The sequence below is a fragment of the Streptomyces sp. NPDC002328 genome, assembly GCF_042890065.1.
Lineage (GTDB): Bacteria > Actinomycetota > Actinomycetes > Streptomycetales > Streptomycetaceae > Streptomyces.
In genome coordinates, this window is record NZ_JBIARQ010000001.1 from 589,997 (window position 1) to 613,834 (window position 23,838).

The following is a 23,838-nucleotide window of genomic DNA, read 5'->3' on the forward strand; positions in this document are numbered from 1 at the left end:
TCCTCAGCACCGGTGAGCGGGGCTTGGTGCGTTCGACGGGCGTGCCAGGCCCCGCGTCTGCGGCATGATCCGCCGGGCAGGCCCTAGGGTGTCAGGCGTGTCTTACGCAGGCTCGGACCTCGATTCCCCGCACCCCCGTCGTTCTCCCCGGCGCAGGGCGCTGACCGTGGCGCTCGCCGTGGTCGTGCCCGGTGCGCTGCTGGGGTGGGCGGCGTACGAGACGCTGGGCGGGACGGGGGACGGCGGGCCCGACCGGGTGGAGGGCGCGGCGTCGAGCGGCTCCTCCTCGGCGGGCGCGGGCGGCGGCGACCAGAAGGCGAGCGGCACCCCCTCGGCGAGCGCCGGCATCAGCGCTGGCACCGGCACCGGCACCGGCACCGGCACCGGCCCGGGTTCGGACTCCACCTCCCTCAAGGGCAAGGTCGTCGTCATCGACCCCGGTCACAACCCCTCCAACTTCCAGCACACCGCGGAGATCAACCGCAAGGTGGACATCGGCACCAACCGCAAGGAGTGCGACACCACCGGCACCTCCACCAACTCCGGTTACAGCGAGGCCGCGTTCACGCTCGACGTGGCGCACCGGCTGCGCACCCTGCTCCAACAGCGCGGCGTGACGGTGAAGCTGACGCAGGACGCGGACCGCCCGTACGGGCCGTGCGTGGACGAGCGGGCCCGGATCGGGAACGCGGCGCACGCCGACGCGGTCGTCTCCCTCCACGCCGACGGCTCCGGGAGCGGCAACCGCGGCTACCACGTGATCCTGCCGGGCGAGGTGCGGGCGGGCGACGCCGACACCCGCGCCATCGTGGCCCCTTCACGCGAACTCGGCCGGCTCGTGGCCGACGACTTCGGCCGGGCGACCGGCACCGCGCCCTCCAACTACGTCGGCGGCGGCAGCGGCATCGTCACGCGTAAGGACCTGGGCGGTCTCAATCTGTCAACAGTTCCCAAGGTGTTCATCGAGTGCGGCAACATGCGCGATACCAAGGACGCGGCGCTGCTGACCAGCGGCGTCTGGCGGCAGAAAGCGGCGCAGGGCATCTCCGAGGGAATCGTGAGCTTCCTGCGCGGGTAGTGGTCAGCGGACTGATCCCTGCGGACAGTCCGATCGTGCGGACGATAGTGTCGTCCCCACGATGAGGGGCCACCCCCGCGCTTCCCACGAGAACCTGACGGCGACATGGTGACAGCGACGCCTCTACCGGGCCAGTATCGATGACGAGACGACTGACGAAGGACCTGAAGTGAATATCCGCTCCCTCACTAGAGGCGACGGCGTGGTGATCGGAGCAGCGGTATTGCTGTTCATCGCGTCTTTCCTCGACAACTACTCGTACGACGACGTACCAGACAGCGTCGACCTGCCGAACCTCTGGTCGAGCGGACCGGTCCTCCTCAGTGTCGTCCTGGCGGGCCTCATCGGCGCCGCCCTCGTCGTCGTCGCCCGAGGCCTGCCGCAGCCCCGCAAGGTCGCCGGTCTGGAACTCGGCCCGTTCGGCGTCGCCTTCGCGGTGTTCGCCGCGTGGAGCGCCCTCGGCAACGTCATCGACCCGGTCGGCGGCCTCGACAACATCGGCAACGGCTCCAGCTCGGGCGCGCCCGACGCGGGCACCGGCCTGATCATCGCCCTCGTCGCCACGCTGCTGATGGCCGGCGCGGCCATCGCCACGCCGCTCGTCCCCGCCCTCCAGGCCGGTCTGATCCCGGCCCCGAAGCCGCCGGCCCCGCAGCCCTACGGCGCGCAGCCGCCCGGCGGTTACGGCTACCCGGGTGCGCAGCAGTCGCCGTTCGGCGGTCAGCCGCCGCAGCAGGGCCAGCAGCCGGCCCAGTCGCCGTTCGGCGGCCAGCCGGGTCCGGCGCAGCCGCCGGCGGCGGAGTTCTCGCCGTTCTGGTTCGCCGTGCCGGTGCCGCGTCCGCTGTACGCGGAGGACGGCGCGCAGACGCCGATCGCCGAACTCGCGCCGGGCACCTGGTACCTGGCCGTCGAGCAGGGCTCGCAGGGCCTGGTCGCGCAGACCCAGGACGGCCGCCGCGGCGTGCTGCGGGACACCTCGGGCATCCAGCGCGGCTGACCGCGGCCGACGCCCGCGCACCGCGTTCCACGGCCCCTCGCCCTTCCGGGCGGGGGGCCGTTGCCGTACAGTCGCCCTCTCCCCCGTCGTCTGACGGTTCGTCAGGAGGCAGTGATGCGGCTCGGCCTGGCGCTCGGCTACTGGGGGCGCGGCCCCTCCCCCGGCCATGTGGAGCTGGCGCTGGAGGCGGAGCGGCTCGGCTACGCCTCCGTGTGGACGGCCGAGTCGTGGGGGTCGGACGCCTTCACCCCGCTCACCTGGATCGCGGCCCGCACGTCAAGGATCGGGCTGGGTACGGCCGTTGCGCAGATGGCGGCCCGTTCGCCGACGACGACGGCGATGCACGCGCTCACCCTGGACCACCTCTCCGGCGGACGGATGCTGCTCGGGCTCGGCCTGTCCGGCCCGCAGGTCGTCGAGGGCTGGTACGGCCGCCCGTTCCCGAGGTCGCCGCTGACCGCGACCCGGGAGTACGTCGACGTCGTACGGCAGGTCCTCGCGCGGGAGGGGCCGGTGGAGGTGGCCGGGCGGTTCCACTCCCACCCCTACCGGGGCCCGGACGGGACCGGGCTGGGCAAGCCACTGAAGCCCATCACCCACCCGCTGCGCGCCGATCTGCCCGTGCTGCTGGGCGCGGAGGGGCCGAAGAACGTGGCCCAGACGATCCGGATCGCCGACGGCTGGCTGCCGCTGTACTGGTCGCCGAACCGCCCCGACGCGTACGGGCCCGCGCTGGCGGAGCTGCCGGCGGGTTTCCGGGTCGCGCCCCTGGCCCAGGCACGGGTCTGCGACGACGTCGCCGAGGGGCTGCTGCCCGTCAAGGCGATGCTCGGCTTCTACATCGGCGGCATGGGGCACGCCACCCGCAACTTCCACGCCGACCTGATGGCCCGCATGGGCTACGGGGAAGAGGCCCGGCGCATCCAGGAGTTGTTCCTCGCCGGACGCCGGGAGGAGGCCGTCCTGACCGTCCCGGACTCCTTCGCCGACGAGATCTCCCTGATCGGCTCGCGCGAACGGATCGCCGAGCGGCTGGACCTGTGGCGCAAGGGCCCGGTGACGGACCTGCTGGTGGTGACGCCGGACCCGCACACGCTGAGGGTGCTGGCCGAACTCAATTCCTAGGCCGCTGGTTTCATGCCGATGCGGGCGGCAAACCGGAGTACATGTCCCCTCGATATCGCAACGGCGCCAACCAGGCCAGCACGGTCATCGCCGTCGTGGCCGACGTGATGGCCCTCATCCTGGGCCTGTGGATCCTCATGTACCTGCTGGGGGCCAACCAGGGCAACGAGTTCGTGCAGTTCGTGCACGACGTGGCCCGCTGGCTGGCGGGCTGGTCCCATGACCTGTTCACCTTCGACGAGGCGTGGGCGCGGGTGGTGGCGGGCTACGGCCTGGCAGCGGTCGTGTACCTGTTCGTGGGCCACGCGATAGCCAACCGGGTCCAGCGCCACTGAGGACGGCCGGCGGCTATCCGCAGCAGTCGGGATCCAGCCCCGCCGGCAGGCGCTCCCCGCCGAACACCGCGCAGGTGGCCTCGTGGCCGCCCAGCGCGGCGACCGCCAGCAGCAGCGATCCCGCCGTCCACGTGGTCAGCTCCTGAGGCCAGACGGCCCGGTCCTCGAAGACGAGCCCGGTCCAGTACAGCCCCGACTCCGCGTCGCGCAGATGCTGGATCGACTGGAGGATCTCCAGCGCCCGGTCGGACTCGCCCATTGCCCAGAGCGCGAGGGCGAGTTCGGCCGACTCGCCGCCCGTCACCCACGGGTTGGGCACGACGCAGCGCACGCCGAGTCCGGGCACGACGAACCTGTCCCAGTCCGCCTCGATACGGGACTTGGCCTCCGCGCCGGTCAACGCGCCGCCCAGCACCGGGTAGTACCAGTCCATCGAATAACGGCCCTTGTCCAGGAACCGTTCCGGGTGCCGCCGGATGGCATGCCGCAGCGCGCCCGCCGCCAACTCCCAGTCGGGCTGCGGCTCTTCGCGCTGCTCGGCGATGGCGAGCGCACAGCGCAGCGCGTGGTGGATCGACGACGACCCGGTCAGCAGGGCGTCGGCGACGGGAGTGCCGTCGTCGTCGCGCCGCCAGCCGATCTGTCCGCCCGGCTGCTGGAGCCGCAGCACGTACTCGACGGCCGCGTAGACGGCCGGCCACATGCGGTCCAGGAACGTGTCGTCGCCGGTGGACAGGTAGTGGTGCCACACCCCGACGGCTATGTAGGCGACGAAGTTCGTCTCCCGGCCGCGGTCGGTGACGTCGGCGAAGTCGCCGTCGGCGTAGGCGGCGTACCAGGAGCCGTCCTCGTTCTGGTGCCGGGCGAGCCAGTCGTAGGCCCGCTCGGCGGCCTCGTGCTCACCGGCGGCGTCGAGGGCCATCGCGGCCTCGGTGTGGTCCCAGGGGTCGAGGTGGTGGCCCCGGAACCACGGGATCGCGCCGTCCTCCCGCTGCTCCGCGAGGATGCCGCGGACGGTCGCGGCGGCCTGCTCGGCGGTGAGGACCCCGGGCAGGACCAGGTGTTCCGTCCGGGGAGTGGTCACCGCGCGTCCACCGCGGGGAGGTGGGGCTTGGTGGCGTAGGCCACGAAGCTCTTGCCGATGAGCGGGTTCAGCGCCTGCTCGGCGACCCGGGTGGCCAGCGGTTTCTTCATGATGTCCCAGACCAGCAGCTTGTGGTACGCGCGCACCGGCAGCGCCTTGTCGTTGTCGACGCCGAACGCGCACTTCAGCCACCAGTACGGGGAGTGCAGCGCGTGCGCGTGGTGGGTGCCGTACGGCGTGAGTCCCGCCTCGCGGATCTTGGCGAGCAGTTCGTCGGCCTTGTAGATGCGGATGTGGCCGCCCTCGACCTCGTGGTAGGCGTCGGACAGCGTCCAGCAGACCTTCTCGGGGCCGTAGCGCGGGACGGTGATCGCGATCCGGCCGCCGGGCTTGAGGACCCGGACCATCTCGGCGAGGACACCCTTGTCGTCGGGGATGTGCTCCATCACCTCGGAGATGATGACGACGTCGAAGGACTCGTCCGGGAACGGCAGCGCGAGCGCGTCGCCCTCCATGGCGGTGGCGGTGGCCCCCTCGGGGGCCTCACCCGCCTCCTTCATCGCCGCGAACCACTTGGCGACCTCGCGGATCTCGTCGGCGTTCTGGTCCAGGGCCACGACCTGCGCGCCGCGCCGGTAGCACTCGAAGGCGTGCCGGCCGGCCCCGCAGCCGAGGTCCAGGACACGGTCGCCCGGGGCGAGCGGGAACCGGGAGAAGTCGACGGTCAGCACGTGGCCCTGCTTTCGCGATCGGATACATCGGATACAACGTCGTCGCCGGGGACTTGGGGCTTCGCGGGGGCGGCAGGGGTCGCGGTGGCCGAGGGCTCCGCTGAGGCCGGGGCGGCGCCCTGGACGGAGACCCGTCCGCCGTTCGCCCGTCGGCTGCCCGCCGGTCCGCCGCCCGCCCGTCCGCTCCCCGCCCGTTCGATGGCCTCGCGGTAGCGGGACACGGTGCCCTCGGCCGCGCGGGCCCAGGTGAACCGTTCCAGCACGCGTGCGCGGCCGGCCACGCCGAGGCGGGCGCGCAGCGCGGCGTCGCCGAGGAGGCGGCTCAGGGCGGCGGCCAGCGCGCCGGAGTCGCCCGGCGCGACCGCCAGGCAGGTCTCCCCGTCGCGTCCGGCGACCTCGGGGATCGCGCCGCCGGTGGTGGCGACGAGCGGCGTCCCGGTCGCCATGGCCTCGGCGGCCGGCAGCGAGAAGCCCTCGTACAGCGACGGCACGCAGGCGACCTCCGCCGAGCGGACCAGGTCGACGAGCTCCGCGTCGGAGATGCCCTTGACGAACTCGACGGCCCCTTCGAGGCCGTAGCGCTCCACGGCCTGGGCGACCGGCCCCTCCTGCGGGCGCTTGCCCACGACGACGAGATGGGCGCCGGGGTGCTCGGCGCGGATCTTCGCCAGCGCCTCGACGAGGAAGACCAGGCCCTTGAGCGGCACGTCCGCGCTGGAGGTGGTCACGATCCGGCCGGGGACGACGGGCACCGAGGCGTCGGGGGAGAACAGGTCGGTGTCGGCGCCGATGTGGACGACGTGGATGCGGTCGTCGCGGACGCCGAGGTGGTCGGCTATCTCCTGGCGGGAGGTGCCGGAGACGGTGAGCACGGACGGCAGCCGGCGCGCGACGCGCTTCTGCATCCGGGTGAACGCGTACCAGCGGCGCACGGACAGCCGCCGCTGCAAGCCCTCGGCGGCGTCGAGCTCCAACTGCCGGTCGACGGTGATGGGATGGTGGATCGTCGTGACGAGCGGCGCGCCGACGTCGCCCAACAGCCCGTATCCGAGGGTCTGGTTGTCGTGCACGACGTCGAACTCGCCGCGCCGGGCCCGCAGATGGCGGCGGGCGCGCAGCGAGAAGGTCAGCGGCTCGGGGAAGCCGCCGGTCCACATGGTGGCGACCTCCAGCGCGTCGATCCAGTCGCGGTACTCGTCGCGCTTCGGGGTGCGGAAGGGGTCGGGCTGGCGGTAGAGGTCGAGGCTCGGCAGCTCGGTCAGGGAGAGCCGGCCGGCGTGCTCCTCGCCGAGGACGTCGAGGGCGTCGAGCACGGGGTAGGGCTGGGAGCCGATGACCTCGACGCGGTGGCCGAGGCGGACCAGTTCGCGCGAGAGGTGGCGGACGTAGACCCCCTGACCGCCGCAGAACGGGTTCCCTTTATAGGTGAGGAGCGCGATGTCGAGCGGTCGCCCGCCGTCCGCGGCGAGGGCCGGTCCGGGCCCCGCCTGACTGGCCTCAGCGGTCACTCCGGGGCCCCCTTCTGCCTGCATTGTCCCGCGAGACTACGACGGGACGCTAATCTAGAACAAGTTTCAGACTTGATCGTTCGGGAGGCTCTGAATCTACCGGCAGGTAAGGACACTGGGAGCAGTGGATCGGGTGATTCACACCACGACCGGAGGCCCTGGTTCTGCTGTGTGATCACAGCCCTCACCGACTGTCACGGAACGGGACCAGCACCCATGCCCGCGGAAGCCAGCACCCGACGCACCTCCCCCGCCCCCGCCCCCGGCTCCGCTCGCCCGGCCGAGCCCCCCTCCCCGCCGCTCACCGAACGGCAGGAGGCCCGCCGTCGCCGCATCCTGCACGCGAGCGCGCAACTGGCCAGCCGGGGCGGGTTCGACGCGGTGCAGATGCGGGAGGTCGCCGAGTCGTCCCAGGTCGCCCTGGGCACCCTCTACCGCTACTTCCCCTCCAAGGTGCACCTGCTGGTCGCCACCATGCAGGACCAGCTGGAGCGCATGCACGGCACCCTGCGCAAGAAGCCCCCGTCGGGCGACACCCCGGCCGAACGGGTCGCGGAGACCCTGATGCGCGCCTTCCGCGCGCTCCAGCGCGAACCCCACCTGGCCGACGCGATGGTCCGCGCCCTCACCTTCGCCGACCGCAGCGTCTCCCCCGAGGTCGACCAGGTCTCCCGCCAGACGACGGCGATCATCCTCGACGCGATGGGCCTCGCGGACCCCGCCCCCGAACAGCTCTCCGCGGTCCGCGTCATCGAACACACCTGGCACTCGGCCCTGATCACCTGGCTCTCGGGCCGCGCCTCCATCGCCCAGGTACGGATCGACATCGAAACGGTGTGCCGCCTGATCGACGCGCCGAGCGCGGAGCGCGCATAACAGCGCGCGGACACAGAGAGAACCTACGAGACGGGTTCCCTTCGCCGGTATTGCCCGGATCAGGTGTTGGGGGTCGCCGTCCGGCCCAGTCGCTGCCCTTCGGCCTCTCAGCCCGACCGTCGATGTCGGCCCCAGCGGATGCCGAAGCGTCTCGCCAAAGTCGGCTACTCCGGTCGGACTCCCTCACTCGTCCCGTAGGCCAATAACAGAATAGAACGCCCAGGGGAATATGAAACCCCCCAAATGGGATTTTTTACTCTTCGGGCGGGAACACCGCCTCCCCGCTCCCCACCAGCGTGATCGCGATGGCCTCCACCGGGCAGCTCTCCGCCGCCTCCAGCACCCGTTCGTTCGCGTCGGTGTCCGGATCGACGGGGTGGGACTGCCGGGCGGTGTCCAGGCGGAAGCCGCCCGGCGCGTGGTGGAGGCACTGCGCGGAGCCGATGCACAGGGCGCGGTCGACCTCGACGTGCCAGCGATCCCCCATGGCGGGCCTCAGCCCTCCCAGCCGGCCGGCAGATGGATCATCTTGTGCTCCAGGTACTCGCCGTACCCCTCGGGCCCGAACTCCCGGCCCAGCCCGGAGTTCTTGTAGCCGCCGAACGGGCCGAGCATGTCCAGGCTGAAGGTGTTCACCGAGTAGGTGCCGGTGCGGACCTGGCGCGCGACCTCGACGCCGTGGGCGACGTCCGCCGTCCACACGCTGCCGCTGAGGCCGTAGTCGGAGTCGTTGGCGATCTTCAGGGCCTCGGACTCGTCCCCGTAGGGGAGGAGGCAGATCACCGGGCCGAAGATCTCCTCGCGGGCGATCCGCATCGAGTTGTCGACGTCGCCGAAGAGGGTGGGCTCGACGTACCAGCCGCGGTCCAGGCCGGGCGGGCGTCCGCCGCCGGTGAGGATCTTCGCGCCCTCCTCCTGGCCGATGCGGATGTAGTCGAGGTTGCGCTGCTGCTGGCGGCGCGCGACCAGCGGGCCGACCTGGGTCGCCGGGTCGAGCGGGTCGCCGACGACGAGGGCGCTCGCGGCCGAGGCGAAGGCGTCCGCGAACTCGTCGTAGCGCGAGCGCGGGAGGAGGATGCGGGTCTGGGCGACGCAGGCCTGCCCGTTGTTCATCCAGGCGGCCGAGACGATCCCGGGGACGGCGGCGCCGAGGTCCGCGTCGGGCAGGACGACCGCCGCCGACTTCCCGCCCAGCTCCAGCGTCACACGCGTGAGATTCCTGGACGCCACCTCCATCACGCGCCGGCCGGCCGCCACGGATCCAGTGAAGGAGACCTTGTCGACGCCGGGGTGCCCGACCAGGTACTCGCTCACCTCGCGGTCCGCCGGGAGGATCGACAGCACGCCCTCCGGCAGCCCGGCCTCCCGCGTGATCTCCGCCAGCAGATAGGCGTCCAGCGGCGATTCGGGCGACGGCTTCAGCACCGCCGTGCAGCCGGCGAGCAGCGCGGGCGCGAGCTTGGCGGCGGCCACGAACTGCGGGACGTTCCAGGGGGCGACGGCCGCGACGACCCCCACCGGCTCCCGCCGCACGAGGATCTTCCCCAGCACGCCGTCGCGCCGCTCCTCGTACGGGAAGTCCCGGGCGACGGTGATCGCCGCGTCCCACACCATCATCGCGCCGAGGGCCTGCGCGAGGACGCTCCAGGAGTACGGGGAGCCGTTCTCGGAGGAGATCATGCGGGCCATCTCGTCGTGGCGGGCCGCGATCCCGTCCTTGACGCGGGTGACGACCGCGATCCGCTCGTCGAGGGACATCCGGGGCCAGGGCCCCTCGTCGAAGGCCTGGCGCGCCGCCGCGACCGCCCGGTCCACGTCGGCCCGCGAGGCATGCGGGACACGCCCGATGACCTCCTCCGTGTGCGGCGAGATCACCTCGATGACGTCCTTGCCGAGGGGGTCGGTCAACTCCCCGCCGATGAACAGCTGTCGGTGTTCCAGGAACTCGGCCATGGCGACTGCCTTCGTTTCTGACGGTGTTTCAGAAACTGATACCAGTTCTAGTTATAGTGGGCAATGGCCGTGGGACGGAGGGCGCATGAGCAGCAGCCAGGACGGTCGGGGCCGGGGGGCGGCGCGCGGTGCCGTGCCGGGGGTGCGCGATCACGGCGGGGGTGTGCGTTCCCTTCAAGTGCCCATTCCTGACAACCCGTTGGGGCACACCCTCGTGTACGTCGTCGACACCGACCGGGGGCCGGTGCTGGTCGACACCGGCTGGGACGATCCGGCCTCCTGGGACGCGCTCGCCGCCGGTCTCGCCTCCTGCGGCACCTCCGTCGGCGAGCTGTACGGCGTCGTCATCACCCACCATCACCCCGACCACCACGGTCTGTCCGGGCGGGTGCGGGAGGCCTCCGGGGCGTGGGTGGCGATGCATGCCGCGGACGCCTCCATCGTGCGCCGGACCCGTTCGACCCGCCCCGAGCGCTGGTTCACGTACATGACGGAGAAGCTGGTCGCCGCCGGGGCGCCCGAAGAGCACGTGACGCCCCTGCGCACGGCCCGCCGGCGCACCCTGCCCGGCCTCTCCCCCGCGCTGCCCGACCGGGAGATCGTCCCCGGCGAACTCCTCGACCTGCCCGGCCGCCGCCTGCGCGCGATCTGGACGCCGGGCCACACCCCCGGCCATGTCTGCCTGCACCTGGAGGAGGAGCACCCGGCACAACTCCCGGGCCGCGGGCGGCTGTTCTCCGGCGATCACCTGCTCCCCGAGATCACCCCGCACATCGGCCTGTACGAGGACCCCGACGACGCCACCGTCACCGATCCCCTCGGCGACTACCTCGCCTCCCTCGAACGCGTCGGCCGCCTCGCCCCCGCCGAGATCCTCCCCGCCCACCAGCACGCCTTCACCGACGCGCCCTCCCGCGTACGGGAGTTGCTGACCCACCACGGGGACCGCCTCACCGGCCTGCTGACCCTCCTCGCCGAACCCCTCACCCCCTGGCAGCTCGCCGAGCGCATGGAGTGGAACCGGCCCTGGGAGCAGATCCCCTACGGATCACGGAACATCGCCGTCTCGGAGGCCGAGGCCCATCTGCGGAGGCTGGTGAAGCAGGGACGGGCGGAGGCGGTCACCGGCAGCGATCCGGTGACCTACGTGGCAGTGTGAGGGGAGCCCCAGGAGACGCCAGGGGACACCTAAGGGACACCCAGGGAACACCTCAAAGACGCCGGGGGCACCTAAGGGACGCCCGCAGGAAGCCCGCACCCGGGCCGACGCCCCCCGCCCGCACAGCCAGCCCTCAGGCGCGTTGTTACGGGCGAGTACAGTAGCCGGGTCGCCATCACACCCGTACGGGGTAAAGCCGGTGCGAATCCGGCGCTGACCCGCAACCGTGAGCTGCCCCGCGGGGCAGGTGAGCCGGACTGTCCCGGCGGGAGAGTGGGGCTCGCGTGCGCCGGCAGCCCGCCGTCGCACGGCACCGTCGAGGTTCACGGGGCCGAGCCGCCGGGGGGTCCCGCGCTGCCCGGCTCCCCGCAGGGAGAGGCACCCGCCGATCATGAACGTCCGCCGCAGCGCCGCGGTCCTGACCGCCACCGCCGCCACCGCACTGATCGGCGCCGCCACGCCCGCCGTCGCCGCGTCCCCCTCGCCGTCCCCGACGGCGGTGATCCCGGCCGGCCTGTACGGCACCGCCGACCCGACCTACGACGGCGTCTGGCGTCAGTCGCTCGCGCTGCTCGCCCAGGACACGGTGGGCGTGCGGCCCGCTGACCAGGCCGTGAAGTGGCTGACCGGCCAGCAGTGCGCCACCGGCGCCTTCGCCGCGTTCCGCGCGGACCCCGCCAAACCCTGCGACGCCAAGCTCATGGTCGACAGCAACAGCACGGCCGCCGCCGTCCAGGCCCTCGCAGCGCTCGGCGGTCAGCGTGCGGCGACGGACAAGGCCGTCGGCTGGCTGAAGTCGGTGCAGAACGCCGACGGCGGCTGGGGGTACGCCCCCGGCGGCGCCAGCGACGCCAACTCCACCTCCGTCGTCATCGGCGCGCTGACCGCGGCCGGCGCGAAGCCGGACCAGGTCCTCAAGGGCGGCAAGTCCCCGTACGACGCCCTGGTCGAGCTCGCGCTCCCCTGCGACGCGGGCGGCGCCTTCGCCTACCAGCCCGACAAGCAGGGCAAGCTGGCCGCCAACGCGGACGCGACGGCCGCGGGCGTCCTCGGCGCACTCGGCCTGGGCCTGGCCCCCGAAGCCGGCAAGAAGGCGGACGCCGTCTGCGCCGGAACCGGCAGCCCGACCCCGCAGCAGGCCGCCGCGAACGGGGCCGCCTACCTGGCGAAGGCCGTCGCCAAGGACAGCCACCTGATGTCCGTACTGCCCGGCGCGGAGAACCAGCCGGACTACGGCAACACCGCCGACGCCGTGGTCGCCCTCGCCGCGCAGGGCGGCGCCGAGCAGGCCGAGAAGCCCCTCGGCTGGCTCGAGAAGAACGCCGGCGCCTGGGCGAAGCAGGGCGGCCCCGCCGCCTACGCCCAGCTGATCTTCGCCGCCCACGCCACGGGCTCGGACCCGCGCGCCTTCGGCGGCACGGACCTCGTCGCCGCCCTCAACGCGACCGGTCCGACACCGCAGGCGAGCGGGGAAGCAGCCACGGAGAAGCCGGGCGATGAGGACACGAGGGACGACAAGGACGAAAAGGACAACAAGGGCGACTCCGATGACGGCTTCGGCGTCTGGTGGACCGTCGGCGTCTTCCTCGTCGCCGGCATCGGCATCGGCTTCCTGATCAGCGGACGCCGGAAGCAGCAGCCGTGACCCACCGCCGCCGCGCCGGGCTCGTCCTCACCGCGCTGCTCCTGGTCCTGGCCGGTTCCGGCGGCCAGGCCCAGGCGGCCGGCTACCGCTACTGGTCCTTCTGGGACCGCGCGGGCGACCGCTGGACGTACGCCACCCAGGGCCCCTCCACCGCCCGTCCCGCCGACGGCGACGTCCAGGGCTTCCGCTTCGCCGTCAGCGCGGACTCCGCGGACGCGTCCCAGCCGCGCGGGACGACGTCGTTCGCGGCGATCTGCGCGAAGACGCCCGCGCAGGACGGCAGGAAGCGGATCGCCTTGGTGATCGACTTCGGCACGGCGGCGGACGCCCCCTCCGGGGAAACCCCGCCGACACCCCGGACGGCCTGCGCCCGCGTCCCCGAGGACGCGACGACGGCGGAGGCCCTCGCGGCGGTCGCCAAGCCCCTCCGCTACGACACCAACGCCCTCCTCTGCGCGATCGCCGGCTACCCGAGAACGGGCTGCGGCGAGCAGGTCGCCACGGACGGGACCCCGGACAGAACCACGGGCGACACCCCCACGACCACCGAGCCCGCCCCCGAGGAAGACCAGGGCCCGTCCCTGAGCCTCTACGCAGGGGGAGCCCTGATCGCGGCCCTGGCGGGAGCAGCGATCTGGCAGGCCCGACGGCGCAGGCATGACAGGCATGACTAGAAGCAAGACCGAGCCCGCCCCCACCCCCCGATACCGGCCCGCCCCCCGACACCGGCCCCCCGCGCGACTCCATCCCGGCGCGTGGTGGCTCTGGGCCCTGGCCCTGGGCACCGCCGCCACCCGCACCACCAACCCTCTCCTCCTCGCGCTCCTCCTCACCACCTCCGCCTACGTCGTCCTCACCTGCCGCCCGGACACCCCCTGGTCCCGCAGCTACTCGGCGTTCCTCCACCTCGCCCTCGCCGTCCTCCTCATCCGCCTCCTCTTCGTCGTCGCCCTCGGCTCCCCCGTCCCCGGCACGCACGTGATCCTCACCCTCCCCGAAGTCCCCCTCCCCGACTGGGCCCAGGGCATCCGCCTCGGCGGCAAGGTCACCGCCGAGGGCGTCCTCTTCGCGCTCTACGACGGTCTCCGCCTCGCTACCCTCCTCGTCTGCGTGGGCGCGGCGAACGCCCTCGCCAGCCCCTCCCGCCTGCTGAAATCCCTCCCCGGCGCGCTGTACGAGGCCGGGGTCGCCGCCGTCGTGGCGCTGACCTTCGCCCCGCATCTCATCGCCGACGTCCAGCGTCTGCGAGCCGCCCGCCGTCTCCGGGGTCGCCCTGACAGGGGCCTGCGCGGTCTGCTCCAAGTGGCGCTCCCGGTCCTGGAGGGCGCGCTCGAACGCTCCATCGCCCTCGCCGCCGCGATGGACGCCCGCGGCTACGGCCGTACCGCCGACGTCCCCGCCCCCGTCCGCCGTACGACCGCCGCCCTCACCCTGGGCGGGCTGCTCGGCGTGTGCGCGGGAACGTACGGGCTGCTCACCGCCGTGGGCGGGGCGTACGGTCTGCCGGTGCTTCTCGCCGGCCTCGCCGCCGCCCTCGCCGGGCTCCGCCTCGGCGGTCGCCGCTCCCCCCGCACCCGTTACCGCCCCGACCGCTGGACCCCGCGCGCGTGCCTGGTCGCCGGGTCCGGCATCGCCGTCGCCGCGCTCCTCTTCGCGGCGGCCTCCACCGACCCGGCGGCCCTGCGTCCTGGGGTGATCCCGCTGACCGCGCCCACCCTGCCGCTCTGGCCGACGGCGGCGATCCTCGTCGGCCTCCTCCCCGCCTTCCTCGCCCCCGCCTCCCTCGCCCGCGCGGCCCGCCGGAAGGAACCGTCGTGATCCGCTTCGAGAACGTCTCCGTGACGTACGACGCCGCCCCCGAACCCACCCTGCGGGGCGTCGACTTCACCGTCCCCGAGGGTGAACTCGTCCTGCTGGCAGGCCCGTCCGGCGTCGGCAAGTCGACGCTGCTGGGCACGGTCAGCGGCCTGGTCCCGCACTTCACCGGCGGCACCCTGCGCGGCCGGGTCACGGTCGACGGGCGCGACACCCGCACCCACAAGCCACGTGAACTCTCCGACGTCGTAGGGACGGTGGGGCAGGATCCGCTCGCCCACTTCGTGACCGACACCGTCGAGGAGGAACTCGCCTACGGCATGGAGTCGTTGGGCCTGCCGCCGGCCGTGATGCGCCGCCGCGTCGAGGAGACCCTCGACCTCCTCGGCCTGGCCGCCCTGCGCGACCGCCCGCTGGGCACGCTCTCGGGCGGCCAGCAGCAACGCGTCGCGATCGGCTCGGTCCTCACCCCGCACCCGAGCGTCCTCGTCCTGGACGAGCCGACCTCCGCGCTCGACCCGGCCGCCGCCGAGGAGGTCCTCGCCGTCCTCCTGCGCCTCGTCCACGATCTCGGTACGACGGTGCTGCTGGCGGAACACCGCCTGGAACGCGTCCTCCAGTACGCCGACCAGGTCGCCCTGCTGCCCGCTCCCGGCGCGGCCCCGGTCCTGGGCGCGCCGACGGAGATCATGGCCGTGTCCCCGGTGTTCCCGCCGGTGGTGGGCCTGGGCCGGCTGGCGGGGTGGTCCCCGCTCCCCCTCACGGTCCGAGACGCCCGCCGCCGCGCCACCGACCTGCGGGAACGCCTGGCGGACCACGAACCGGGGCACACATCGCCACCCCCTGCCGAGCCGGAACCGACGGTTCCCGAGCCGCCCCGGCCGACTCCGGCACCGACCCAGCCGACTCCGGTGCCGCCCCAGCCGGCTCCCGTGCCGCCCCGGTCGGCTCCGGTGCCGCCCCGGTCGGCTCCCGTGCCGTCCCGGCCGACTCCCGTGCCGTCCCGGCCGGCTCCCGTGCCGTCCCGGTCGGCTCCGGCGTCGTCCCGGCCCGCTTCGACTCCGTCCCGCCCCTCCTCGGTGCCGTCCCGTTGGCGCCGACGCCGGTCCACACCCGCAGAACCCGCGGAGCGCCTCGCGGAGCAGTCCGCTGAGCGGCCCGCTGAGGTCACCTCCCTCGCCGTCCGCCGCGCCCGCGTCCAAGCGCTTCGCGGCGTCGACCTCACCATCGCCCCCGGCGAGACCATCGCCCTCATGGGCCGCAACGGGGCCGGCAAGTCCACGTTGCTCAACACCCTCGTCGGGCTGGTCGAGCCGTCCGCCGGGTCGGTCCTGGTCGGCGGGCTGGTCCCGCGTCGGACCGCGCCCCGCGATCTCGTCCGCCGCGTCGGCCTGGTCCCGCAGGAGCCCCGGGACCTCCTCTACGCCGAGACGGTCGCCGCCGAGTGCGCGGCGGCCGACCGGGACGCGCAGGCCGCCCCCGGCACCTGCCGCGCCCTGGTCTCCGGTCTGCTGCCGGACATCGCGGACGACACGCACCCGCGTGACCTCTCCGAGGGCCAGCGCCTCACGCTCGCGCTCGCGGTCGTGCTGACCGCCCGCCCGCCCCTGCTCCTCCTCGACGAGCCGACCCGCGGCCTGGACTACGCGGCCAAGGCCCGCCTGGTCGCCGTACTGCGCGAGCTGGCGGCGGCCGGGCACGCGATCGTCCTGGCCACGCACGACGTGGAACTCGCCGCCGAGCTGGCACACCGGGTGGTGCTGCTGGCGGAGGGCGAGGTGATCGCGGACGGTCCGACCGCGGAGGTGGTCGTCTCCTCGCCGTCGTTCGCCCCGCAGGTGACGAAGGTGCTGGCCCCGCAGCCGTGGCTCACGGTGGCGCAGGTGAGGGAGGCGCTGCGATGACCCGGCAGGCGCGGGCGGTCCGTCTGGGCCCGCGGTCCCTCGCCGCGCTCGTACTCGTCAGCGCCGTGGGCGTCGTCGCCTTCACCTGGCCGTTCCTCGCCCCGCCGCACTCGACGCTGAACGCCCACGCCCAGGACGCCCCCTGGCTGTTCGCGGGTCTGCTGGTGCTGCTGGTGGCGGTGGTGGCGGCGACGATCTCGGAGTCGGGGCTCGGCGCGAAGGCCGTGGCGATGCTGGGCGTGCTGGCGGCGACCGGCGCGGCGCTGCGCCCGATCGGGGCGGGCACCGCGGGGATCGAGCCGATGTTCTTCCTGATGGTGCTGAGCGGCCGGGTCCTCGGGCCGGGCTTCGGGTTCGTCCTCGGCAGTCTGACGATGTTCGCGTCCGCGCTGCTCACGGGCGGGGTGGGGCCGTGGATGCCGTTCCAGATGCTGGCGATGGGCTGGTTCACGATGGGCGCGGGCCTGCTCCCGGGCCAGGACGGGCTGCGGGGCCGCCCGGAGCTCGCGCTGCTCGCCGGTTACGGCTTCCTGGCCGCGTTCGCGTACGGCACGGCGATGAACATGCAGGGCTGGCCGTTCCTGGGCGCGGGCACCACGACGATCGCCTTCGACCCGACGGCCGCCGTCGCCGAGAACCTGGCCTCCTTCGTGGCCTACTGCCTGGCGACGTCCCTCGGCTGGGACCTCGGCCGGGCGGTCGTCACCGTCGTCCTGACGGTCACCCTCGGTCCGGCGGTGCTCAGGGCGCTACGGAGGGCGACCCGGCGGGCGGCGTTCGAGACCGCGGTCACGTTCGAGGACCGCTGACCGGTGAAGCGTCCCACATGACCCACATCACCTACGATCCTCCTTAGTCGGACATTTCGGATGCCATGTTCACGCAGAGACCGCGTCCGACCTGCACCCGAAGGGCCGCACCACACCCGGGATGGTTCACCCACATGCGGCCACAACTAGTAAAAGGGGTCATTGCGGGCACCTTCCGGGCCTGTTTCTCTGGATGACGTCGCACGGCGCCGACGAGCCCCCGGGCCTCGGCGTCGACGCGTGCCGGGCGCCGCTCACCCACGGTCGTGCCGCCCGCCGCGACATCACCGTCCCCGAAGAAAAAGGTTCTCCGTGTCCGTCTCCGTCCTCCGCCGCCTCGCCTCCCCGAAGAAGACCTTCACCGCCGTCGCCGTGGCCGCCGCCACCGCCGGCATGGCCCTGACCGCGGCGCCCGCCCAGGCGGCCCCCTCCGCGGCCTCCGCCTCCGAGGCCAAGGCGATCGCGCAGACGATGATCCCGGACGCCGCGCAGTTCGACGCGTTCAGCAAGATCGTCCAGCACGAGAGCAACTGGGACGTCGACGCGACCAACGCCTCCTCCGGCGCGTACGGCCTCGTCCAGGCGCTGCCCGGCTCCAAGATGGCCTCGGCCGGTTCTGACTGGAAGACCAACGCCAAGACCCAGATCAAGTGGGGTCTGGACTACATGAACTCCCGCTACGGCAGCCCGACCGGCGCCTGGTCCTTCTGGCAGGCCAACGGCTGGTACTGAGCCGGCCCGACGGAGACCGGTGCCGCGGCACCGCGACACCGCGGCACGACCGGAAGCGGTGCGCGCACAGCGCACGCACCTGCGGCTGGCCCGCAGCGCACGCACGGCACGCCTACGGCACCCGCGCGGCGCCTGAACCGCCCTTGAGCGGCCCCTGAGCGGCGGCGGCCCCCTGATCCCCGGGGCCGCCGCCTTCCGCGTCGGATCGCCCTCAGGGGTTTTCGCAGCCCCGCGCCGCCGCTTTCGCCGTTCTGGGCCGCCTCAGCGGTTGAGGTCGAGCACGGGCACACCGCGCCCTTCATACGCCTTCGGATGCACCGTGGCGACGAGCGCGTCCGCGTCCCACTCGGGCAGATGGCCGGCGGCGTGAATCGCCGCCGCGATGCCCGGAGGCACGCCGTCGCGATGCATCCGGGCCACGGCGAGCGCCGCCGAGTAGTCGAGGTCGACGGTGTGCAGAACCTCCAACTGCCCGACGTGCTCAGCGATCCCGAGGTGCTCGCGATCGGCCTCCAGAACCGACAGCGTCGGCACCCACAGGCGGGACTCGGTCTCGAAGTAGGCCCGGTGGACCAACGCCGACACCTGTCGGTTACCGGACAGCGCCACCAACGTCGGCGTGTCCAGGATCAGATGGTGAAGGATCACGCGGCGTCGCCCTGCTGCCGGGCGAAGGCCTCCCGGAGCTTGCGCCCCATCGCGGCGCTCTCTTCGTCGGTCACCTCGACCCCGAAATGCTCGGCCAGATACGCACGGGCCCGCTCTGCCCGCTCACGCCGCTCCTCCTCTGTCAACGTCGACTCCGCGAAGTCCTGCACCAAGGACCGAATCGATGTCCCCCGCGACTCCGCTATCACCGCCAGGCGGTCCCGAACCTCGGCGGGCACTCGAATCATCGCATCACCCATGAGTGGAGTATACGCCCGCGTATACTCCACCCACCCCTACGCCCGTCACTCCGTAGCGACCCGCAGCTCCTTCACCCCGTTGATCCACGCGGATCGCAGTCGTCGTGGGTCTCCGACCAGCCGTAACCCCGGCATGGCGTCGGCGATGGCGTTGAAGATCAGGTCGATCTCCAGCACGGCGAGCGACTTGCCCAGGCAGAAGTGCGGGCCGCCCCCGCCGAAGCCGAGGTGGGGATTGGGATCCCGGGTGACGACGAACTCGTCGGGCCGGTCGAACACGTCGGGGTCGTGGTTGGCGGAGGCGTAGAAGAGCCCCACCCGGTCCCCCTTCTTGATCAACTGCCCGCCGAGTTCGGTGTCCTGGGTGGCGGTGCGCTGGAAGGCGAAGACGGGCGTCGCCCACCGCACGATCTCCTCGGCGGCGGTCGAGGGCCGCTCCCGCTTGTACAGCTCCCACTGCTCGGGGTGCGTGAGGAACGCGTGCATCCCGTGCGTGATCGCGTTGCGCGTGGTCTCGTTGCCGGCGACGGCGAGCATCAGCACGAAGAAGCCGAACTCGTCGGAGTTGAGGTTGCCCTCGTTCTCGGCGGCCACCAGGGTGCTGACGATGTCCCGTGCCGGGCACTGCTTGCGCTCGGCGGCCATGTTCATCGCGTACGCGATGAGTTCGGCGGCGGACTGCGCGCCGACCTCCGCGGTGATGGCGTACTCGGGGTCGTCGTAGGCGATCATCTTGTTGGACCAGTCGAAGATCTTGATCCGGTCGTCCTGGGGGATGCCGATCAGCTCCGCGATGGCCTGGAGGGGCAGTTCGCAGGCGACGGAGGCGACGAAGTCGAAGGGCCCGTCGAGTTCACGCGCCTCGGAGACGATGGCGGTCGCCCGGTCCCGCAGCCGCTCCTCCAGCGCGCGGATCGACCGCGGGGTGAACCCGCGCTGCACGATCTGCCGCACCCGCGTGTGCTCGGGCGGGTCCATGTTCAGCAGGATCAGCCGCTGCGCGTCGATGGAGTCACGTTCGATGTGCTCGTTGAAACGGATGATGGCGGTGTTGACGGTGGAGGAGAACAGCTCAGGGTGGGTGGAGACGTACCTGACGTCGGCATGGCGGGTCACCGCCCAGTAGCCCTCGTCCTGGAAGCCGGCCACGTTCCCCGACTGGGGGATCCAGCGGACCGGTTCGACCCGGCGCAGCTCGGCCAATTCAGGCAGGGGCACACGGTGTTGCAGCAGGTCGGGGTCGGTGAAGTCGAACCCCTCGGGAAGCGCTGGACAGTGCATGGGCAGCTCCAGCCATCGGACTTTCCGTCTGACGGTTCATCAGAAACAGGGTGCGGTGAAGGTAGTTCAGGGCCCTGAAGCTTGCAAGACCCTTGCGGTGACGCACGTCACGTCCGCAGACTGCACACAGCAGAACAGAACTAGAACACGTACTAGTTCCTGGAGGATCCGCACCCATGGCTGCCGAACCCGTGATCGTGGAAGCCGTCCGCACCCCCATCGGCAAGCGCGGCGGCGCGCTCGCCAACCTGCACCCCGCCTACCTCCTCGGCGAGACCTACCGCGAACTCCTCGGCCGCACCGGCATCCCCGCCGACGCCGTGGAGCAGATCGTCGGCGGCACCGTGACCCACGCCGGCGAGCAGTCCATGAACCCGGCCCGCACGGCCTGGCTGACCATGGGCCTGCCCTACGAGACGGCCGCGACGACGGTCGACTGCCAGTGCGGCTCCTCGCAGCAGGCCTCGCACATGACCGCCAACATGATCGCGGCGGGCGTCATCGACGTCGGCATCTCCTGCGGCGTGGAGGCGATGTCCCGCGTGCCGCTCGGCTCGGGCTCGAAGCACGGTCCGGGCAAACCGTTCCCGGACGAGTGGAACGTCGACCTGCCGAACCAGTTCGAGGCGGCGGAACGCATCGCCCGGCACCGGGGGTTGAGCCGCGAGGACGTCGACGCCCTGGGCCTGCTCTCCCAGACGCGAGCCGCGAACGCCTGGTCGGAGGAGCGCTTCAAGCGCGAGACCTTCTCGGTCCAGGTCCCCACGACGGAGGAGGAACAGGCCGCAGGCCAGGGCATGTGGCGCCTCGTCGACCGCGACGAGGGCCTGCGCGACACCTCGCCCGAGGCCCTGGCCCGGCTGAAGCCGATCATGCCGACGGCGGTGCACACGGCCGGCAACTCCTCGCAGATCTCCGACGGCGCGGCGGCGATCATGTGGGCGTCGAAACGGATGGCCCGCGCCCTGAAACTGAAGCCCAGGGCGCGGATCGTCGCCCAGGCGCTGGTCGGCGCGGACCCTCACTTCCACCTGGACGGCCCCGTCGACGCCACCCGGGCGGTCCTCGGCAAGGCCGGCATGTCCCTCAAGGACATCGACGTCGTCGAGATCAACGAGGCTTTCGCATCGGTGGTGTTGAGCTGGACGAAGGTCTTCGACCAGGACCTGTCGAAGGTCAACGTCAACGGCGGCGCAATAGCCCTCGGCCACCCCGTCGGATCGACGGGCGCCCGCCTCATCATCACCGCCCTCCACGAACTGGAGCGCGCGGACAAGGAGTTCGCGCTCATCACGATGTGCGCGGGGGGCGGCCTGGCCACCGGGACGATCATCCAGCGGCTGTAGCCCCGCCCCCACTCCAGGAAACGAACGCGGCGAACGCGGCGGGCCGAAGCGTGAGGGTTGGGCCCGCCGGGTGCTTGGAGTCGCGTACGGATACGGCGACGGGCATCTCGGCGACCTCGACGCACTCTCCACCCTGGTCGCCGCTGTAGCTGGACTTACGCCACTGGATCCCCGCCGGAAGGTTCTTCTCCATAGCGTTCCTCCATCACTCGCCGGATCAGCTCCGCCGAATCCTTGAGGGAGAGAGCGGCGGCCCGGAGATGATCGTAACGGAGCGAACAGTCCGCGACCGTGTCCGGGTTCGCGGTCGGATGCCCGCTGCCGTACCCCTCTGTGTAGACGATGGCTGGGTCACTCTCGAAGCGGAAGAGGGTGAACGAGCCTTGCGATCCGGCGTGCGCTCCGGCGGTGAACGGCAGCACCTGGACGTTGATGCGCGGGTTACGCTCGAAGGACAACAAGTGGGCCAGTTGGCCCCGCATGACGGCCGGGCCGCCGATCTCCTGATGGAGCGCGGCCTCGCTGATGATCACCCAGAGGATCGGCGGCTCGTCCTTCTCGAAGATGCGCTGGCGTGCGAGTCGGACGGCGGTGCGATCGTCGAGGTCGGTCTCGTCCAGCACGCCGAGCACGGAGCTGACGTAGGCCGGGGTTTGCAGCAGGCCGTGGACCATGTGGGTCTGGAAGGTGCAGATCTCGGTGGCCCTGGCCTCCAGCTCGGCGACCTCCCTGAACCACGACGGCAGTTGGCTGCGAAGCACGAGGCCCACCAGTCGCGACAGCAGACCGCCCGTCACCAGAGCCGCATCCGCCCGCTCGCTGAACTCGACCGTCGGGACCTTCCTCGCGGTCTCGATCTGGCCGACCAACGACCCGGTGTAGTTGAGGATGTCGCCGAGTTGCCGCTGTGTGAGCCCGGCGGCCTCCCTCAGTCTGCGCAGCTCGAAGCCGTAGTAGTCGAGCGGCGAGGCACCCGGATCCAGGACATTGACGTGGGTCACGCACAACCCCTCTCGCACACGCTGAACACGCCCCGCCCACAGCGGAACGCGTTGTATTCACGATGTAGCCCAGAGTAGTCGCGACACGTCACGCTCGTCCTGTGAACGGATACCTTCCCTCGCTTCTCGCGGCCCCCACGGCCCCCCAGTACCGCATGACGCTCAGGGTGGGCGAACACTCGGCGCACCACATCCGCAACATCGCCCGCTCATGCCTGGAGGAGTGGGAGATGGCGGAGCTGTCGGACGCGGTGGAGCTGGCGGTGACGGAACTGGTCGCGAACGTACTGCGCCACGTCCCGGACCGCCGCTGCACGCTGTTCTTCCTGAAGCAACGGGATGGAATCCGAACGGAGGTGAGAGACACCTCCGACGAACTCCCGTCCCCGACAACGACCTTGAACCCGGAGTCGGAGACCGGCCGGGGCCTCTTCCTCCTGGCCGCGGTGGTGGACAGGTGGGGAGTGACGCCGGTGTCAGGGGGCGGGAAGACGGTGTGGTTCGAGTGCCTCACTGGCTGCCGAGCGCCTTGTCGCGCTCCTTCTTGACCTGCGCGGTGAGGTCACCGGTGTCGGCAGCGGGTGGCGCCGTGATCGTCTTGGTGGCACCGAACTTCAGGAAGTCCACGGTGGTGGTCATGCCGCCGCCGCCCTGCTTCAGGCGCACGGGCAGGTCTTCGCCGTCCACCCAGATGTCGAACGTGATCTTCCCGCCGCCCGCGGACACGGCCCTCAGGGCGGCCTTCTTCTCGGCGTCGGTGAGCTTCGAGTTGTTGATCGCCTCCGGGCCTACGCTGCCCTGATAGTGGGTCGCCTTCTTACCGAGGACTGTCTCCTCGCCGAGGTCCTGCACCTTCGCGGAGGCGCCGATGTAGCGCAGGCCTGCCGTGGGGTCGGCGTTGTCCGCGATGCTGGCCGCCCCTGCCTCTCCGGCCACGGCGGAGACGTCGATGCGCATCCAGTGCTTGCCCTTGAGGGGGCCGCTCGGCTGGGGGTCGATTTCGTAGTAGTAGGCGCCGTCGACCATCTTGAGCTGGGTCGTGGGGTCATCCTGGAGGCTGCTCAACTGGGCCGCGGAGGTGTCCATCTCGACGTCCATGGCGGCCCCGTCACCCCAGGAGTACGTGCCGCTCATGGATATCGGCCGGCCTCCGGCGGCATCCACCACAGTCGTCGTCTCGACCTCGGCGGAGCTGAGCTCCCGCGTCCTGTCCGACGCACGCGTCAGCGCCGCCCGGGCCTGCTGCGTGCTGTCGGCCACCTTGGTGGCCTTCTTCGCAGCGTCCGCCACCGGATCCTCGCTGCACGCTGTCATACCCGCCATCGCCAACGCCGTGCAAGCCACCCAGGCAGCGGTGTACCGCAACCTCATCCGTCCCCACCCCTTGCTGTCCTTGCTGTTGATCGTGACAGGATGCCACGCGGCGCGCCGGCCCCCTACGAATCATCAGTTGATCGCAGATACCGGAGACGGTCGTTCCGCGCGGCGCGATCTGGGTCACAGCGCGAACGGAACCGGCGCCCCGGCCGTACCGTCGTAGCGACCACCGGT

25 protein-coding genes and 2 riboswitches are annotated in these 23,838 nt (G+C 72.0%); of the genes, 14 read left to right on the top strand and 11 right to left on the bottom strand.

Annotation, left to right across the window (positions count from 1 at the left end; all coding sequences use genetic code 11):
* Window positions 1–97 precede the first annotated feature (97 nt).
* The 4 genes from ACFYX4_RS02645 (at window position 98) to ACFYX4_RS02660 (ending at window position 3,535) form a co-directional block, all read left to right on the top strand.
* On the top strand, window positions 98–1,078 hold the full coding sequence (locus ACFYX4_RS02645; protein WP_389324600.1) for an N-acetylmuramoyl-L-alanine amidase: 981 nt from the start codon (window positions 98–100) through the stop codon (window positions 1,076–1,078).
* A gap of 169 nt (window positions 1,079–1,247) precedes the next feature.
* Complete coding sequence (locus tag ACFYX4_RS02650; protein WP_389324602.1) at window positions 1,248–2,075, top strand: DUF5336 domain-containing protein; 828 nt, start codon at window positions 1,248–1,250, stop codon at window positions 2,073–2,075.
* Window positions 2,076–2,189: 114 nt separating this feature from the next.
* Window positions 2,190–3,200, top strand: coding sequence for an LLM class F420-dependent oxidoreductase (locus ACFYX4_RS02655; protein WP_389324604.1), 1,011 nt, complete (start codon window positions 2,190–2,192; stop codon window positions 3,198–3,200).
* 41 nt (window positions 3,201–3,241) lie between these two features.
* The gene (locus tag ACFYX4_RS02660) at window positions 3,242–3,535 is read left to right on the top strand and encodes a hypothetical protein (protein ID WP_389324606.1); all 294 of its coding nucleotides are present in this window, start codon (window positions 3,242–3,244) and stop codon (window positions 3,533–3,535) included.
* A 13-nt stretch (window positions 3,536–3,548) separates the two neighbouring features.
* On the opposite strand, the gene ACFYX4_RS02665 is transcribed toward ACFYX4_RS02660, so the two are convergent.
* The 3 genes from ACFYX4_RS02665 to ACFYX4_RS02675 are packed head-to-tail and all read right to left on the bottom strand — an operon-like array spanning window position 3,549 to window position 6,858.
* Window positions 3,549–4,619 carry a prenyltransferase/squalene oxidase repeat-containing protein gene (locus tag ACFYX4_RS02665; RefSeq protein ID WP_389324609.1) on the bottom strand — a complete coding sequence of 357 codons (1,071 nt, stop codon included), beginning with the start codon at window positions 4,617–4,619 and terminating at the stop codon, window positions 3,549–3,551.
* Window positions 4,616–5,350 carry a class I SAM-dependent methyltransferase gene (locus tag ACFYX4_RS02670; RefSeq protein WP_389324612.1) on the bottom strand — a complete coding sequence of 245 codons (735 nt, stop codon included), beginning with the start codon at window positions 5,348–5,350 and terminating at the stop codon, window positions 4,616–4,618. Before ACFYX4_RS02670 ends, ACFYX4_RS02665 begins: the two co-directional genes overlap by 4 nt.
* Window positions 5,344–6,858, bottom strand: a complete 1,515-nt coding sequence (locus ACFYX4_RS02675) for a glycosyltransferase family 4 protein (protein WP_389324615.1) — start codon at window positions 6,856–6,858, stop codon at window positions 5,344–5,346. Before ACFYX4_RS02675 ends, ACFYX4_RS02670 begins: the two co-directional genes overlap by 7 nt.
* A gap of 216 nt (window positions 6,859–7,074) precedes the next feature.
* On the opposite strand from ACFYX4_RS02675, the gene ACFYX4_RS02680 reads away from it, so the two are divergent.
* Window positions 7,075–7,734: a TetR family transcriptional regulator gene (locus ACFYX4_RS02680; protein WP_389324618.1), complete on the top strand. Its 660-nt coding sequence runs from the start codon at window positions 7,075–7,077 to the stop codon at window positions 7,732–7,734.
* 19 nt (window positions 7,735–7,753) lie between these two features.
* A riboswitch (TPP riboswitch) is annotated at window positions 7,754–7,929 on the bottom strand.
* A 58-nt stretch (window positions 7,930–7,987) separates the two neighbouring features.
* Here the strand turns inward: ACFYX4_RS02680 and ACFYX4_RS02685 are convergent.
* A complete protein-coding gene (locus ACFYX4_RS02685; RefSeq protein WP_389324621.1) occupies window positions 7,988–8,221 on the bottom strand; it encodes a ferredoxin in 234 nt (77 codons plus the stop codon).
* An 8-nt stretch (window positions 8,222–8,229) separates the two neighbouring features.
* On the bottom strand, window positions 8,230–9,687 hold the full coding sequence (locus ACFYX4_RS02690) for an aldehyde dehydrogenase (RefSeq protein ID WP_389324624.1): 1,458 nt from the start codon (window positions 9,685–9,687) through the stop codon (window positions 8,230–8,232).
* Between the two features lie 85 nt (window positions 9,688–9,772).
* On the opposite strand from ACFYX4_RS02690, the gene ACFYX4_RS02695 reads away from it, so the two are divergent.
* The 7 genes from ACFYX4_RS02695 to ACFYX4_RS02725 all read left to right on the top strand — a co-directional run bounded on the left by ACFYX4_RS02695 (window position 9,773) and on the right by ACFYX4_RS02725 (window position 17,751).
* A complete protein-coding gene (locus ACFYX4_RS02695; RefSeq protein ID WP_389324627.1) occupies window positions 9,773–10,846 on the top strand; it encodes an MBL fold metallo-hydrolase in 1,074 nt (357 codons plus the stop codon).
* Between the two features lie 195 nt (window positions 10,847–11,041).
* A riboswitch (cobalamin riboswitch) is annotated at window positions 11,042–11,103 on the top strand.
* A gap of 134 nt (window positions 11,104–11,237) precedes the next feature.
* On the top strand, window positions 11,238–12,491 hold the full coding sequence (locus ACFYX4_RS02700; RefSeq protein ID WP_389324630.1) for a prenyltransferase/squalene oxidase repeat-containing protein: 1,254 nt from the start codon (window positions 11,238–11,240) through the stop codon (window positions 12,489–12,491).
* Window positions 12,488–13,165 (top strand): SCO2322 family protein, encoded by a 678-nt coding sequence (locus ACFYX4_RS02705; protein ID WP_389324633.1) that lies wholly within the window; start codon window positions 12,488–12,490, stop codon window positions 13,163–13,165. The genes ACFYX4_RS02700 and ACFYX4_RS02705 overlap by 4 nt, the downstream gene beginning before the upstream one ends.
* A complete protein-coding gene (locus ACFYX4_RS02710; RefSeq protein WP_389324636.1) occupies window positions 13,158–14,309 on the top strand; it encodes an energy-coupling factor transporter transmembrane component T in 1,152 nt (383 codons plus the stop codon). The genes ACFYX4_RS02705 and ACFYX4_RS02710 overlap by 8 nt, the downstream gene beginning before the upstream one ends.
* On the top strand, window positions 14,306–16,210 hold the full coding sequence (locus ACFYX4_RS02715; protein ID WP_389324639.1) for an ABC transporter ATP-binding protein: 1,905 nt from the start codon (window positions 14,306–14,308) through the stop codon (window positions 16,208–16,210). Before ACFYX4_RS02710 ends, ACFYX4_RS02715 begins: the two co-directional genes overlap by 4 nt.
* Entirely contained in the window at window positions 16,207–17,019 is an 813-nt protein-coding gene (locus ACFYX4_RS02720; RefSeq protein ID WP_389324641.1) for an ECF transporter S component, read from the top strand. The genes ACFYX4_RS02715 and ACFYX4_RS02720 overlap by 4 nt, the downstream gene beginning before the upstream one ends.
* A 312-nt stretch (window positions 17,020–17,331) precedes the next feature.
* Window positions 17,332–17,751, top strand: coding sequence for a transglycosylase SLT domain-containing protein (locus tag ACFYX4_RS02725; protein ID WP_389324643.1), 420 nt, complete (start codon window positions 17,332–17,334; stop codon window positions 17,749–17,751).
* Window positions 17,752–18,012: 261 nt separating this feature from the next.
* On the opposite strand, the gene ACFYX4_RS02730 is transcribed toward ACFYX4_RS02725, so the two are convergent.
* The 3 genes from ACFYX4_RS02730 to ACFYX4_RS02740 are packed head-to-tail and all read right to left on the bottom strand — an operon-like array spanning window position 18,013 to window position 19,940.
* The gene (locus tag ACFYX4_RS02730) at window positions 18,013–18,399 is read right to left on the bottom strand and encodes a hypothetical protein (protein ID WP_389324646.1); all 387 of its coding nucleotides are present in this window, start codon (window positions 18,397–18,399) and stop codon (window positions 18,013–18,015) included.
* Window positions 18,396–18,659: a hypothetical protein gene (locus ACFYX4_RS02735; protein WP_389324649.1), complete on the bottom strand. Its 264-nt coding sequence runs from the start codon at window positions 18,657–18,659 to the stop codon at window positions 18,396–18,398. Before ACFYX4_RS02735 ends, ACFYX4_RS02730 begins: the two co-directional genes overlap by 4 nt.
* A 45-nt stretch (window positions 18,660–18,704) precedes the next feature.
* The gene (locus ACFYX4_RS02740; protein ID WP_389324652.1) at window positions 18,705–19,940 is read right to left on the bottom strand and encodes a cytochrome P450; all 1,236 of its coding nucleotides are present in this window, start codon (window positions 19,938–19,940) and stop codon (window positions 18,705–18,707) included.
* A gap of 176 nt (window positions 19,941–20,116) precedes the next feature.
* On the opposite strand from ACFYX4_RS02740, the gene ACFYX4_RS02745 reads away from it, so the two are divergent.
* Window positions 20,117–21,286, top strand: coding sequence for a steroid 3-ketoacyl-CoA thiolase (locus tag ACFYX4_RS02745; RefSeq protein WP_389324655.1), 1,170 nt, complete (start codon window positions 20,117–20,119; stop codon window positions 21,284–21,286).
* On the opposite strand, the gene ACFYX4_RS02750 is transcribed toward ACFYX4_RS02745, so the two are convergent.
* The gene (locus ACFYX4_RS02750; RefSeq protein ID WP_389324658.1) at window positions 21,270–21,479 is read right to left on the bottom strand and encodes a DUF397 domain-containing protein; all 210 of its coding nucleotides are present in this window, start codon (window positions 21,477–21,479) and stop codon (window positions 21,270–21,272) included. The two genes, ACFYX4_RS02745 and ACFYX4_RS02750, sit on opposite strands and share 17 nt — an antisense overlap.
* Window positions 21,442–22,287: a helix-turn-helix domain-containing protein gene (locus ACFYX4_RS02755; RefSeq protein WP_389324661.1), complete on the bottom strand. Its 846-nt coding sequence runs from the start codon at window positions 22,285–22,287 to the stop codon at window positions 21,442–21,444. The genes ACFYX4_RS02750 and ACFYX4_RS02755 overlap by 38 nt, the downstream gene beginning before the upstream one ends.
* 101 nt (window positions 22,288–22,388) lie before the next feature.
* On the opposite strand from ACFYX4_RS02755, the gene ACFYX4_RS02760 reads away from it, so the two are divergent.
* Window positions 22,389–22,835 (top strand): ATP-binding protein, encoded by a 447-nt coding sequence (locus ACFYX4_RS02760; RefSeq protein ID WP_389324664.1) that lies wholly within the window; start codon window positions 22,389–22,391, stop codon window positions 22,833–22,835.
* On the opposite strand, the gene ACFYX4_RS02765 is transcribed toward ACFYX4_RS02760, so the two are convergent.
* Window positions 22,798–23,610 carry a hypothetical protein gene (locus ACFYX4_RS02765; RefSeq protein WP_389324667.1) on the bottom strand — a complete coding sequence of 271 codons (813 nt, stop codon included), beginning with the start codon at window positions 23,608–23,610 and terminating at the stop codon, window positions 22,798–22,800. The two genes, ACFYX4_RS02760 and ACFYX4_RS02765, sit on opposite strands and share 38 nt — an antisense overlap.
* Between the last annotated feature and the right edge of the window lie 228 nt (window positions 23,611–23,838).

What these genes read in the sequence shown, in the direction of transcription:
- ACFYX4_RS02655 (WP_389324604.1), top strand. Translation starts at nt 2,190, where the DNA reads ATGCGGCTCGGCCTGGCGCTCGGCTACTGGGGGCGCGGCCCCTCCCCC.
- ACFYX4_RS02660 (WP_389324606.1), top strand. Translation starts at nt 3,242, where the DNA reads ATGTCCCCTCGATATCGCAACGGCGCCAACCAGGCCAGCACGGTCATC.
- ACFYX4_RS02690 (WP_389324624.1), bottom strand. Translation starts at nt 9,687, where the DNA reads ATGGCCGAGTTCCTGGAACACCGACAGCTGTTCATCGGCGGGGAGTTG.
- ACFYX4_RS02740 (WP_389324652.1), bottom strand. Translation starts at nt 19,940, where the DNA reads ATGCACTGTCCAGCGCTTCCCGAGGGGTTCGACTTCACCGACCCCGAC.
- ACFYX4_RS02700 (WP_389324630.1), top strand. Translation starts at nt 11,238, where the DNA reads ATGAACGTCCGCCGCAGCGCCGCGGTCCTGACCGCCACCGCCGCCACC.
- ACFYX4_RS02695 (WP_389324627.1), top strand. Translation starts at nt 9,773, where the DNA reads ATGAGCAGCAGCCAGGACGGTCGGGGCCGGGGGGCGGCGCGCGGTGCC.
- ACFYX4_RS02750 (WP_389324658.1), bottom strand. Translation starts at nt 21,479, where the DNA reads ATGGAGAAGAACCTTCCGGCGGGGATCCAGTGGCGTAAGTCCAGCTAC.
- ACFYX4_RS02745 (WP_389324655.1), top strand. Translation starts at nt 20,117, where the DNA reads ATGGCTGCCGAACCCGTGATCGTGGAAGCCGTCCGCACCCCCATCGGC.
- ACFYX4_RS02685 (WP_389324621.1), bottom strand. Translation starts at nt 8,221, where the DNA reads ATGGGGGATCGCTGGCACGTCGAGGTCGACCGCGCCCTGTGCATCGGC.
- ACFYX4_RS02680 (WP_389324618.1), top strand. Translation starts at nt 7,075, where the DNA reads ATGCCCGCGGAAGCCAGCACCCGACGCACCTCCCCCGCCCCCGCCCCC.
- ACFYX4_RS02765 (WP_389324667.1), bottom strand. Translation starts at nt 23,610, where the DNA reads ATGGCGGGTATGACAGCGTGCAGCGAGGATCCGGTGGCGGACGCTGCG.
- ACFYX4_RS02710 (WP_389324636.1), top strand. Translation starts at nt 13,158, where the DNA reads ATGACTAGAAGCAAGACCGAGCCCGCCCCCACCCCCCGATACCGGCCC.
- ACFYX4_RS02720 (WP_389324641.1), top strand. Translation starts at nt 16,207, where the DNA reads ATGACCCGGCAGGCGCGGGCGGTCCGTCTGGGCCCGCGGTCCCTCGCC.
- ACFYX4_RS02735 (WP_389324649.1), bottom strand. Translation starts at nt 18,659, where the DNA reads ATGGGTGATGCGATGATTCGAGTGCCCGCCGAGGTTCGGGACCGCCTG.